This window comes from Mongoliitalea sp. (genome assembly GCF_054166905.1).
The window spans coordinates 54,302-66,792 of record NZ_JBSZCK010000035.1 but is presented as its reverse complement, the minus strand read 5'-3'; the positions used below and the strand labels follow the sequence as shown (position 1 = coordinate 66,792).

Genomic DNA, 12,491 nt, shown 5'->3' with positions numbered 1-12,491 from the left:
CACTTATGTTTACATCCACTGAAATACATAGTGTCAAACAACGATTTGGAATCATAGGCAATAGCCCATTGCTTAACCATGCCATATCAGTAGCCATGCAGGCAGCACCTACGGATATGACGGTATTGATTACTGGGGAAAGTGGTTCGGGGAAAGAATCCTTTTCTAAAATCATTCATTCCCTGAGTTTGCGCAAGCATGGAAAGTTTATCGCAATAAACTGTGGTGCTATCCCAGAAGGGACGATAGACTCCGAATTATTTGGACATGAAAAAGGCTCATTTACAGGAGCCCATGAAGCTAGAAAAGGATACTTTGAAGTTACGGATGGAGGCAGTATCTTTTTGGATGAAATTGGGGAAATGCCTTTAGGCACACAGGCTCGATTGCTCCGGGTATTGGAAAATGGAGAATTCATCAAAGTTGGTAGCTCCAAAGTATTGAAAACCAATGTTCGGGTAATCGCTGCCACTAATGTCAATCTGATCAAAGCAGTAGAAAAAGGAGAGTTCCGAGAGGATTTATATTATCGACTGAATACCGTACCGATATTCGTACCACCCCTGCGCGAACGAGGTGAAGACATGGTGCTCTTGTTCAGGAAATTCACTTCTGATTTTTCCGAAAAATACAACGTACGTCCGATTTCGCTGGATGAGAATGCAAAGAAACTATTGATGCGTTTCTCATTTCCTGGAAATATCCGTCAATTGAAAAATATTGCCGAACAAATTTCCTTACTCGAACAAGACCGTGAGGTGACTGCTGAAACTTTGGAACGATACCTTCCAAATAATCAAAATAGGCTTCCAGCAATTTTTGCCAATGGAAATAAGGGTGAGTCTAGTGATTTCAACGAACGGGATCTGCTCTACAAGGTGCTTTTTGATATGAAAAGAGACATGAATGAGCTAAAGAAATTGGTTTTGGAAAGCTTTCAATCTGGTAGTTTAAATCCAACCATTATCAACAAGCATCAGGAGCTTTTTGAAGATTTGGAATCTCCTATCAGTTTCGAAAAATCTCCAAGTTCTAGCAGTAATAACCCTGTGAGTGTTCCGTTGGTATTGGATAGTCAGCACACCAATGATAGTTTGGAAGCATATGAGGATGATACTATAGAAGATATCATCCATGAGGAAGACGATCATTCACTTTCCCTAGAAAAGAAAGAAAAAGAGATGATCATCAAAGCCCTACAAAAGCATAACAATAAACGCAAATATGCAGCGCAGGACTTGGGCATCTCAGAACGTACCCTATACAGAAAAATCAAGCAATATGACATTGAATAAGCGCTTTTGGACTACTGCCATCATGGCGAGTTTAACATTATTATCCCTATTTTCCTGCGCAATCAACTATAGTTTTTCAGGAGTCAACATTGATTATGAAAAAGTAAAGACCTTTTCTGTAGAAAACTTTTTTAATGACTCTGGAGGTGGGCCAGCGAATATGGAGCAATTATTTACAGAATCCCTCAAAGATTTCTATCAGCGAAACACTCGCTTGGAGCTGGTTCGCAACAATGGAGATTTACAATTTTCAGGAGCTATTACCCGTTACAATATTACGCCACAAGCAACAGTCACAACAACAGATCCTAATCTACCAGATAGAGCCGGGCAAATGCGTCTTACTATCGCTGTAGAGGTAGAGTATGAAAATACAGTAGATGAAGAAGAGAGTTTTAAACGCTCTTTCTCTTTCTTCAAAGACTATGACCCTCGTACTACATCCATACTTCAAGTGGAAAGTGTGTTGATTGAAGAAATATTTGAAAGTATATTGCAAGACATATTCACTGCTTCGGTTGCGAATTGGTAAAATTTCTTAACTTGGAAATTCAAAAATCAAAGCTTTGAACCTACAACAACTGTTAGATATCGCGTCAAGAGCTAACGATCTTCAAAAAGAAGACGTCAGTGAGCTTGTCAAATACAGTCAGGCTTTCCCATATTTTCAGCTCCCAAAGGTTTTATTGGCCAAATATGAGCTCAGCATTACAAGGGGGAAAGAAAAAGATTTTCTTGCTAGTGCAGCAATTTCCAGCCCTAATAGAGCTTGGTTAAAAACCTTAATTGAGGGCAAGGAACCTTGGGCAGGCTTCAACCAGCTATTTCTTGAACAACTACAAAAAGAGCAGGGGCCAAGTAACAATAATGAGAACTTTATTGATGATCTCGAAGGCGAGTTGACGCCAAGACCCAAAAAAGATGTTGATCTAGCACAAAAAATCAGCGTCCTAAAACGCTTGGGCGAAGAGCTCCATGAGAAAAAACCATCCGAAAAGCCCACAGTTACAGAAGCTGCTAGTCCAGAAGATGATGATAAACCATTTCTAGAAAAAAAAGAAGATTTACAAATTGCTGATGAACCTGCAGTAGCTTTAGAAATTACGGAAGTTTCATCAGAGAAAGCTACCATTGAGGAGACAATATCTGTAGATGAACCTAAGGAAGCAGAAAAACCTATTAGAAAAAAACGTAAATCTTCTGATGATGATCTGATAGAGAACATTCGCAAGCGTGAGAAGAAAGAAATCAAGGATGAGAAGAAGAAGGAGCAAATTGACATCATCAAGGCCTTCAGTAAAAAATCAATCAAATTAGCCACTATCCAAGAAATAGAGGCCAATCATACACAAAGCGACCTATCAGCAAAAAGTACTGAAATAAATGAGCGCTTGATTACGGAATCCTATGCCAAATTGCTGGCGAAACAAAATAAAAAAACAAAGGCAATTGAAATTTATCAAAAACTCATAGTGAAATTTCCAGATAAAAGCACTTATTTTGCAGACCAAATAAAAAACTTGGAAGATAATTAACTAGCATATGTTTACTTTATTAATCAGCATTATCATTGTCTTGGCTGTTTTATTGATTCTAGTAATCCTTGGACAGGATTCCAAAGGTGGTGTTGGAGCAGCCTTCGGTGGTGGTGCTTCTCAAATCATGGGGGTCACTAAGACGGGAAATATCCTTGAAAAATCAACCTGGGTATTGGCAATCGCTATTCTGGTGTTGTCATTAACATCTTCTGCATTCTACACAACTTCTTCCGGTGATCAGTTTAGTTCACCAAATATCGAAAACGCAAGAAGACAAATTATCTCCCCTTCTACTGATGGTGACAACAGTCTTTTACCATCGGCTCCTGCTATTGAAGCTGAAGAAGTAGAAAACGGAACTGAAACAGAAAACGACTAATACCTCGATAAACCTATTTGAAAAAGCGGTCAGAAATGTCCGCTTTTTTTATTCCTGTATGGCCTTCAAGAGGATTCTCTTGGTAATTGGAAGGAAACTCTCGTCCAAAGGAATCTGATACTTGCTATGTATTCTGTACGTGGCAGGATTTGGCAGGTCTTTGTACGAACGAGCCAATTCTAATTTGAGCTGTTCAAATGTATGCGCAAAAGTCCTTCTGACTTTTTTCACTAATTGCATCATTATACCTTTCAATGTGTCGGTAGCCTGTTGAAATAAGCTTACTTTGTATCGATAGATGTAAATATCTTTGGAAGCATCCAATGTCAACATGGCATAGCCTTCTCTCTGATAAAGTGGGGAGATTCCAATAGTTTCAATCTTCATTTCCGACTCTAAAAAGTCATAGATATCCTTCCCTTCTTCGATTGCTTTTTTGAATCTTGGCAAGGAGTAATCTACGATTTCATTCAATTGCTTCATTAATTCATCATCCATCAACAGAGGCTTATAGTTCATCGTCAAATTCGTCCAATCTGGCCCTTGCAATTGCTTCGGAAAAGCATCTTTGAGTATTTCCTTACTATCAGCAAAGCCTTTAAGACGAGAATAATGATGGATCAATTCTGCCAAAGGGGGGTACAACTTTACTTCTTTAAACTGTCCTGACACATACTTCATGTAGGCTAGGAGGATATATTTTTTGTACTCAAAATCTATCCATCCTTCAGTAATCCAATTATCAGATAATCTATTCATAGGTACATTTTTGTCAGAAAAATTTACTAAAATATGTCAACTAAAAAAAGGCTCGGAGAAAAATTGACAGGAATTTTTAAATTTTTCCCAGTTTGTTGTCCTTTGCTGAGTTTCAAGACCGACGTATTGGCAGATTTTAACAGAAATTATACATTGGCACAAGAATGGATTGGGGTGGGTATAAACAATTTTAGAACTAACCTTAAACAATTTAATAGTTATGTCAAAAGTTAACATCCAACCTCTTGCAGACAGAGTTCTAGTGGAGCCTGCTGCAGCTGAAGAGAAAACTGCTTCCGGTCTTTTTATTCCGGACACTGCTAAAGAAAAACCTCAGAAAGGAACTGTGGTAGCCGTAGGAAGTGGTAAAAAAGATGAACCATTGACTGTTAAAGTAGGTGACACAGTGTTGTATGGCAAGTATGCCGGTACAGAGCTTTCAGTAGATGGTCAAGATTACCTGATCATGAGAGAATCTGACATCTTTGCAATCCTTTAATCATCTATTGTAAACACTAAAACATTAAACAAAAAAGAAAATGGCTAAAGAACTATTTTTCGATACCGACGCAAGAGACAGACTGAAAAAAGGCGTAGACGCTCTTGCCGATGCAGTAAAAGTAACATTGGGACCTAAGGGTAGAAATGTTATCATCGACAAAAAATTTGGTGCTCCTACCATTACTAAAGATGGTGTGTCTGTAGCAAAAGAAATCGAATTGGCTGAGCCAATCGAAAATATGGGTGCTCAGTTGGTAAAAGAAGTTGCTTCCAAGACTGCTGACAACGCAGGTGATGGTACGACTACTGCTACTGTTTTGACCCAAGCTATCTTTAATGCTGGTATCAAAAACGTAGCAGCAGGTGCTAATCCAATGGATTTGAAAAGAGGTATAGACAAGGCAGTTGCTGCCGTCGTAGCTCAGTTAAAAGAAAACTCCAAAGCTATCTCTACTTCTAAAGAAATTCAGCAAGTTGCTACCGTGTCCGCAAATAATGATGAGGAAATCGGTAAAATGATTGCTGATGCAATGGACAAGGTGGGCAAAGATGGTGTCATCACCGTAGAAGAAGCAAAAGGTACTGAAACTGAAGTTAGAACTGTAGAAGGTATGCAGTTTGACAGAGGTTACCTTTCTCCTTACTTCGTTACCAACACGGAGAAAATGGAAGCTGAATTGGATAGACCTTACATTTTAATCTATGATAAGAAAATCTCTTCCATGAAAGAATTGCTTCCAGTATTGGAGCCAGTCGCTCAGTCTGGAAGACCTTTGGTAATCATCGCTGAAGATGTTGACGGTGAAGCTTTAGCTACCTTGGTAGTGAACAAAATCAGAGGTGCTTTGAAAGTAGCTGCTGTTAAAGCTCCTGGATTTGGTGATAGAAGAAAAGCAATGTTGGAAGATATCGCAATTTTGACGGGCGGTACTGTTATCTCTGAGGAAAGAGGATACAAATTAGAAAATGCTACTATCGAGTACCTTGGAACTGCTGAAAAGGTTAACATCGATAAAGACAATACTACAATCGTTAATGGTTCTGGTGATAGCAGCGCTATCCAAGCTAGAATCAATGAGATTAAAGCTCAAATCGAAAAAACTACTTCTGATTACGATAAGGAGAAATTGCAAGAAAGACTTGCTAAACTTTCTGGTGGTGTAGCTATCTTGTATATTGGTGCGGCTACTGAAGTTGAAATGAAAGAGAAGAAAGACAGAGTGGATGATGCATTGCATGCTACTAGAGCAGCTGTACAAGAAGGTGTTGTAGTAGGTGGTGGCGTTGCCCTTGTAAGAGCTTCTTCTGCTTTGGATGCAGTCAAAGGTGATAATGACGATCAGGATACCGGTGTGAACATCGTAAGAATCGCCATCGAAGCTCCTTTGAGAACAATCGTGGAAAACGCAGGTGGTGAAGGTTCTGTTGTAGTCAACAAAATCAAAGAAAACACTGGCCACTTCGGTTACAATGCAAGAACTGATGTTTACGAAGATCTATTTGAAGCAGGTGTAATTGACCCAACGAAAGTTACACGACTTGCATTGGAAAATGCAGCTTCTATCGCAGCCTTGCTATTGACAACTGAGTGTGTGGTAGCAGATGTAAAAGAAGACACTCCTGCGATGCCTCCAATGGGCGGAGGAGGAATGGGTGGAATGATGTAATCCATTGACCCTGAACATACAAACATTAGAGGTTGTGAGTTTTCACAACCTCTTTTAATTTGTACAAATCAAACTTATATTATTTTTATAACCTAAAATAAGCCTACAATAGGATTTTTTCACGTTATTGAGCTTGGAAACCTAAAATAAGTAAAAAAAATAAAATTGGATTTTAAACCCCTTAGTATCGATTAATCCGTAAGAGTACTTATATTTGACAATCCCTGAACTTAGTACATTAGTAATTATTATTCATGCCTAAATATTCTACCATAATTTTGGTCGATGATGACCCTATCAACAATTTGATAAATAAGCGTCTCATTTCAAAAACCAAAGTTTCTGAAAGAGTAGAGGAATTTTTAGAAGCTGAGAAAGCTTTAGAAAAGTTAAAAAGTTTGGCAGAAGATGAAAATGCACTAATTCTATTGGATATTAATATGCCCGTGATGAATGGTTGGGATTTTTTGAATTTTTACGTAGAAAACTTCCAGCATAGACCAGATAAAATTGTCATGCTATCGAGTTCCATTGACTTTCAAGACCGTGTGAAAGCAAATTCCTATGCTTGTGTAAAAGGATTTATTGAAAAGCCACTTACACCAGAAAAATTTCAATCCATCTTATAATCTATTTCGATTTTTTTATTTTTCCCATCAGTTAGTTAGTAAATTTACAATTCAGATAAATTTTCACTTGCTAACATTATTTCCGTGATTGCACCTAACCATCAAACGATAGTTTTAAAAGTAGGCTCCAATGTCCTGACCAATACGGACGGGTCTCCTGATGCGAACACCCTAACAGCTCTAGTGAAGCAAATTTCATGGCTCCAAAAACTTGGAAAGAGGATCGTCCTTATAAGTTCTGGAGCAGTGGCCTATGGTAGGCAAGCCATCAATATACCTGCAAAGACTGACCCTATCCTAAAAAAGCAAATTTATGCCTCAACAGGACAGATTCGTTTAATCCATAACTATCAGGTATTATTTGAGGAACAGGGACTGCAGGTGGCTCAAATTTTAGTAACCAAAGAGGATTTTCGAGACAGAAAGCATTTCCTCAATATGAGAAGTTGCATTGAAGGCTTATTATCTCATAGAATTATCCCAATTATCAATGAAAACGATACCGTGGCAATTACGGAATTGATGTTTACAGATAATGATGAATTGGCTTCACTTACAGCAGCCATGGTTAATGCAGATACATTAGTTTTATTGACGAGTGTAGATGGAGTATTTGATGGCCCTCCCTCCCACCCTGAATCCAACTTGATTGCCAAAATCTCAGGGTCAATTCCTGAAATCTCACATGTGGTTAGTAACGAAAAATCTTCATTTGGTAGAGGCGGAATGCTTACCAAACTGCGGATGGCTTTTAAATCAGCAGATTTGGGAATTCAGGTTATCATTGCCAATGGAAAAAAGGCGAATATTTTGGAAGACTTAACCAAAGATCCAACAGTACCCTGCACAATTTTCGTAGCAAAAGATAGAAAACAAAGCCCGAAAAAATGGTTAGCATTTGGGGAGCAGTACTCTAAAGCAGCAGTAAATATTAACAAAGGTGCTGAGGAAATTTTACTTTCAGAAAAAATCAACTCACTACTGCCCATAGGAATAACTTCCTTCAAAGGAACCTTTGAAAAGGGTGATATCATTGCTATCAAAAATGAGTTCAGCCAACAAATCGGTGTTGGTAAGGCAGAATACAGCAGTGAACAATTAAGCCAAATCATTGGTCAGAAAAACCAAAAACCATTTATCCACTACGATTATTTATACATATCCCATCATGACTAATTTGGATTTTTTATTTCAGGACACACAAAAAACAACCCGAACATTAGCGTCTTTATCGAGAGTTAAGGTTCAAAATGTATTGAATGAATTGATTTTACAGCTTCAGGAAAATATTCCTGCAATTCTTTCAGCCAATGCAGAAGATTTAGCTAAAATGAGCCCCTCAGATCCACGCTATGACCGTCTTCAACTCTCGGAACCCCGAATTGATGGAATTATAGAAGAAATCGAGCAAGTAAAAGCACTGCCTAATCCCTTGGGGAAAATATTGGAAGAACGTTCACTCGCCAATGGACTCTACCTACAAAAACAAACTGTTCCACTTGGAGTACTCGGCATCATCTATGAATCTCGACCCAATGTTACCATTGATGTGTTTTCTCTTGCCATCAAATCTGGAAACGCTTTGATTCTTAAAGGAGGTTCTGATGCACATGCATCCAATGCTATTTTGGTAGAGTTAATTCAACAAGCTTTAAGGAATAACGGATTACCCCAAGAAGCCATTTGCTTACTTCCTGCCGATAGAACAGCTACCCATGCACTTTTGCAAGCAGTAGGCTTCGTGGATGTAATCATTCCAAGAGGAAGCCAAAATTTAATTGAATACGTCCGAGCCAACTCAAAAGTACCTGTAATTGAAACTGGAGCAGGAATCGTTCACACATACTTTGATAAAAGTGGAGACAATGAAAAAGGTGCTGCAATTATCTTCAATGCCAAAACCCGGAGACCATCAGTCTGCAATAGTTTGGATTGTCTGATCATCCATCAAGCTAGATTGCAGGATCTACCAAGACTTATAAGGCCTATTTTGGATGCATCAGTAGAGGTTTACGCTGACGATCAGTCCTTTCAGATATTGGAAGTTTTAGGAAGTTCGCTGATTAAACAAGCGGATGAATCACATTTTGGAACTGAATTTTTATCGCTAAAAATGGCTATCAAAACAGTGGATTCTATGGACAATGCCCTAGATCATATCCAAAAGTATAGTTCCAAACATTCTGAAGCCATTATTGCAGAAGATGAACAGGCTATTCAACAGTTTCTACAAGCAGTGGATGCTGCTGCAGTATATGCAAATGCCTCTACCGCATTCACGGATGGTAATCAATTTGGAATGGGAGCTGAAATTGGTATTAGTACACAAAAGCTGCATGCAAGAGGTCCTATGGCGCTCACCGAGTTAACAAGTTATAAATGGATCATCCGAGGGACTGGACAAATTCGATAGTTTTGAAACATTTTTATTGAACAAACGGATAAATAACTGTAAATTAAACAATTGAAGGTAATTTATCTGAGGTATGTATAAAAAGTTTTGGTCTTATCTAAGTTTTTCCAGATCCTGTGTTTGCATGTTATTCATGCTTGCTTTTTGGGCATGCACAGTAAGTTTGGAATTTGATGCAGAAGGTTGCCCCAGTATACGTAGAGTGAATGTTGTAGGAATAGAACAAATATTTTTTTCCCCATTCATAAATCAGGTAGCAGTTAGCAGCACTGATACAGTCTCCTTTAGGGATTTCCGATTAAACTTTGAACTGGCTTATCAGTCTTTTCAACAGGCAAATTTAGGTTCTTGGATTCCAGGACTAGCTTTAGCGCAGATTGATTGTGAACCCCGATTCTTCGTAGAAAATATCAGTAATATTATGGTTATTTTAAATGAACCTTTTAATGGGTTTTCCGTGGGTACTGATATCGCATTTCTTTTGAGTAATACCAATGATATACAACTGAACAGATTGCGCGATTTTAGAGATAGCCGACAGTTTTTTAGTTTCCGCTTCAACCAAAACATTGGAGAGTTTCAGCAATTAAAAGCAAACCTATTGGTTACCTTAAGGGACGGCACTATATTATCTGAACCGTTTGTAAGTCCTTTTTTAGTAGAGTAACTTACGAACGATAAGAATACTTCACCAATTCTTCCAAGGAGATGTAATTAAGTGTTTTTTCATGAGTCGCCTCCAAAATAATCTCGGGAGCCAATCCCACGCTGTAAGCCTCCATCCATCGGGAGGCACAAAGGCACCATCGGTCACCAGCTTTCAATCCAGGAAATGCCCACTCTGGTCTGGGAGTGATCAAATCATTTCCTCTACTCAAACTAAACTGCAAAAAATCATCTGTCATGATTGCACATACCGTGTGCGTTCCTAAGTCTTCTTCCCCTGTTTCACAACAGCCATTTCTGTAATACCCGGTCAAAGGAGCTGTACTACAAACGATCAGGGGTTCTCCAAATACATTCAAAGCCATACTATACATTTTTAACGATCCAAGCCCAATAAATTAACAGCGGATGAATGACTAGAAGTCGTACCCAAGCCACCCACTCAGGAACACATAATCCGTTCTCTACACAAGAGCCAATTTGAATAAAATATACATGCGAAGGTATAAATAATACCATCAGTATAATAACCAACCATGCTCCCATCTTTCTAAACTTAGGAATCACTAGAGCTAGACCTGCTATAATCTCCAAAAAACCGGAAACAAGATTTAAGAACTCTGGATAAGGTAAATAATCCGGTATCAAAGGCAGGTAAAAGTGCGGATTGATAAAATGATTCAAACCTCCTACCAGAAAGAATCCTGCTAATGCATATGCTGCTAGTGTTTTCATATTATGCCGAAAATTTATGCATTTGATAAGCTTTCTTCAAAATTATAAAAAACGGAATCCACCAAATCAAATCGTTGCTGATCAACATGTAGCCAAATGCACCCGGTGCGTCTCCATTTAGATAGTTAAATACAAAGCCTAACGGTCCGAATATTTTGCCTAAAAATCCAACCGCAACAATGGGCCAATGCTTGATAGGATCGAAACTAGCCCACCAATAGCCCAACCCATATACACCAATGACCATTCCCATTCCTTGCCACACCATGGGATGATTAATAGGTTCCATTCCTACCATCTCAAAAAAGTGCTGAGGAAACAAGACAACCCAAGCACCCCATAAGATATTATAAACTGCTGCTAGCTTTAAGATTAGTTTCATAAACCGATTAACAGGAATGCTCGCCAATAAGTTTTGTTTTTTGTTTGTTAATAAAAATGTAACAAGGAATACCTACCTCTTCGTAATTTATCTAGTATTTTGCCAAGAAAAACGATGAAAAGAAGAGAGTTTTTTAGGAAAGGTGTACTCAGCACAATTGGATTAGGAGCTCTAGGAAGCAGCTTTCAAGCTTTTGGATCTGTAGATTTCAATAAAAATGGCATTGCTAAAAACATTATTTTTTTGGTAAGTGATGGAATGAGCACCGGCACCTTAGCTATGGCAGACATCTTGCTCAAGCGTAAAGAAGGAAGATCAAGCGAATGGATAAAGCTCTACGAAGAGAATACTGTCCGTCGAGCATTGATGGAAACAGCTTCCGCCAATTCTTTTGTGACCGATTCAGCAGCAGCGGGATCTGCATGGGGAGGCGGCATGCGTGTAAGAAATGGCGCACTGAATATTGGCCCTAACGGAGAAAAACCTATACCAATTCTTCAAAAATTCAAGGCCGCAGGAAAGGCTGTTGGCTGTGTAACAAGTGTTCAGATTACCCATGCAACACCTGCCTCTTTTTGTGTCAATAATTCAAGCAGAAACGCTCAACCTATTATCGCAGAAGATTATATAGAACTTAAGTTTGACTGCATGTTGGGTGGTGGATTAAACTATTTCAGTTCCGATAAACGAACGGACAGAAAAGATCTGATAGCCGCATCTAGACAAGCTGGAATTGACTTTGTACAAACCAAAGATGAGTTGAATTCTTTAAGTGGTTCTAAACCTATCTTAGGAGTTTTTGCAGATGAAGGTCTTCCCTACGCAATTGACAGGGAAAACGATGATGATTTGAAGGCAATTACCCCTAGCCTAGCAGAAATGACTCAAACAGCTATCAGGCATTTGAGCAAAAATCCTCAAGGTTTTGTAATGCAAGTCGAAGGTGGTAAAGTAGATTGGGCTGCTCATGCCAATGATACAGCAGCTTTATTGTATGACCAAGTTGATTTTGATGAAGCTGTTAAAGTAGCCATGGACTTTGCACAAGCAGATGGTGAAACACTAGTGATCATTACAACTGACCACGGAAATAGCAATCCGGGTTTATTTTATGGAAACCAAGCGAACAGAAACTTCGAAAAACTCTATAACACCAAAGCTTCCAATGAGTGGATATTAAATCAGATCACCCCTGATTTTACAGCAAACCGATTGATAGAGTTTGTCGAAGCGCATCAAAATTATGTAATGTCCGAGGAAGATGCCTCCGCAATCTTAAAAGGCTTTACTTTGGGAGAAGATGGCTTATACAATACTAATAGACTACCGGTAGCCGTCTATGCCAATTTACAATCCTCACATACATCTGTACAATGGGCGGGCACCAACCACTCGGCAGATCATGTGGAATTGGCCATGTTTGGGCCTGGAAGTGAAAACTTAAAGGGATTTGTGCGAAACTTTGAACTCCACAACTTTTTGTTAGAAGCAGCTGGAATGCCACGGGAGTTTATGGTTTAAAGAGTT

Annotated in this window: 15 protein-coding genes; 11 read left to right on the top strand and 4 right to left on the bottom strand. The window is 38.8% G+C overall.

Annotation, left to right across the window (positions count from 1 at the left end; all coding sequences use genetic code 11):
- The first annotated feature begins 5 nt into the window (after positions 1-5).
- From ACXIUD_RS13160 to secG, 4 genes are read left to right on the top strand one after another with little or no spacing between them, the layout of a single operon-like run.
- Positions 6-1,295 carry a sigma-54 interaction domain-containing protein gene (locus tag ACXIUD_RS13160; protein WP_458053105.1) on the top strand — a complete coding sequence of 430 codons (1,290 nt, stop codon included), beginning with the start codon at positions 6-8 and terminating at the stop codon, positions 1,293-1,295.
- Positions 1,282-1,827: an LPS assembly lipoprotein LptE gene (gene lptE / locus ACXIUD_RS13155; protein WP_458053104.1), complete on the top strand. Its 546-nt coding sequence runs from the start codon at positions 1,282-1,284 to the stop codon at positions 1,825-1,827. Before ACXIUD_RS13160 ends, lptE begins: the two co-directional genes overlap by 14 nt.
- Positions 1,828-1,861: 34 nt before the next feature.
- Positions 1,862-2,830: a hypothetical protein gene (locus ACXIUD_RS13150; protein WP_458053103.1), complete on the top strand. Its 969-nt coding sequence runs from the start codon at positions 1,862-1,864 to the stop codon at positions 2,828-2,830.
- Between the two features lie 7 nt (positions 2,831-2,837).
- Positions 2,838-3,212: a preprotein translocase subunit SecG gene (gene secG / locus ACXIUD_RS13145; protein WP_458053102.1), complete on the top strand. Its 375-nt coding sequence runs from the start codon at positions 2,838-2,840 to the stop codon at positions 3,210-3,212.
- A gap of 48 nt (positions 3,213-3,260) precedes the next feature.
- On the opposite strand, the gene ACXIUD_RS13140 is transcribed toward secG, so the two are convergent.
- Positions 3,261-3,971, bottom strand: coding sequence for a hypothetical protein (locus tag ACXIUD_RS13140; RefSeq protein ID WP_458053101.1), 711 nt, complete (start codon positions 3,969-3,971; stop codon positions 3,261-3,263).
- A 220-nt stretch (positions 3,972-4,191) separates the two neighbouring features.
- On the opposite strand from ACXIUD_RS13140, the gene ACXIUD_RS13135 reads away from it, so the two are divergent.
- The 6 genes from ACXIUD_RS13135 (at position 4,192) to ACXIUD_RS13110 (ending at position 9,848) form a co-directional block, all read left to right on the top strand.
- Positions 4,192-4,470, top strand: coding sequence for a co-chaperone GroES (locus tag ACXIUD_RS13135; protein ID WP_189585608.1), 279 nt, complete (start codon positions 4,192-4,194; stop codon positions 4,468-4,470).
- A gap of 40 nt (positions 4,471-4,510) precedes the next feature.
- Complete coding sequence (gene groL / locus ACXIUD_RS13130) at positions 4,511-6,139, top strand: chaperonin GroEL (protein ID WP_458053100.1); 1,629 nt, start codon at positions 4,511-4,513, stop codon at positions 6,137-6,139.
- A 254-nt stretch (positions 6,140-6,393) separates the two neighbouring features.
- A complete protein-coding gene (locus tag ACXIUD_RS13125; protein ID WP_458053099.1) occupies positions 6,394-6,768 on the top strand; it encodes a response regulator in 375 nt (124 codons plus the stop codon).
- A gap of 84 nt (positions 6,769-6,852) precedes the next feature.
- A complete protein-coding gene (gene proB / locus ACXIUD_RS13120; protein ID WP_458053098.1) occupies positions 6,853-7,944 on the top strand; it encodes a glutamate 5-kinase in 1,092 nt (363 codons plus the stop codon).
- Positions 7,937-9,181 (top strand): glutamate-5-semialdehyde dehydrogenase, encoded by a 1,245-nt coding sequence (locus tag ACXIUD_RS13115; RefSeq protein ID WP_458053097.1) that lies wholly within the window; start codon positions 7,937-7,939, stop codon positions 9,179-9,181. The genes proB and ACXIUD_RS13115 overlap by 8 nt, the downstream gene beginning before the upstream one ends.
- Positions 9,182-9,305: 124 nt before the next feature.
- Positions 9,306-9,848, top strand: a complete 543-nt coding sequence (locus ACXIUD_RS13110; protein WP_458053096.1) for a hypothetical protein — start codon at positions 9,306-9,308, stop codon at positions 9,846-9,848.
- Position 9,849: 1 nt separating this feature from the next.
- Here ACXIUD_RS13110 and ACXIUD_RS13105 read toward each other — a convergent pair whose 3' ends face one another.
- Genes ACXIUD_RS13105 through ACXIUD_RS13095 form a run of 3 tightly spaced genes read right to left on the bottom strand, consistent with a single transcriptional unit; the run spans position 9,850 to position 10,964 of the window.
- Complete coding sequence (locus ACXIUD_RS13105) at positions 9,850-10,212, bottom strand: DUF2237 family protein (RefSeq protein WP_458053095.1); 363 nt, start codon at positions 10,210-10,212, stop codon at positions 9,850-9,852.
- Between the two features lies 1 nt (position 10,213).
- Positions 10,214-10,582, bottom strand: coding sequence for a DoxX family protein (locus ACXIUD_RS13100; protein WP_458053094.1), 369 nt, complete (start codon positions 10,580-10,582; stop codon positions 10,214-10,216).
- A gap of 1 nt (position 10,583) precedes the next feature.
- Positions 10,584-10,964, bottom strand: a complete 381-nt coding sequence (locus ACXIUD_RS13095) for an alkyl hydroperoxide reductase (protein ID WP_458053093.1) — start codon at positions 10,962-10,964, stop codon at positions 10,584-10,586.
- Positions 10,965-11,078: 114 nt separating this feature from the next.
- On the opposite strand from ACXIUD_RS13095, the gene ACXIUD_RS13090 reads away from it, so the two are divergent.
- Positions 11,079-12,485, top strand: coding sequence for an alkaline phosphatase (locus tag ACXIUD_RS13090; RefSeq protein ID WP_458053092.1), 1,407 nt, complete (start codon positions 11,079-11,081; stop codon positions 12,483-12,485).
- The last annotated feature ends 6 nt before the right edge of the window (positions 12,486-12,491 follow it).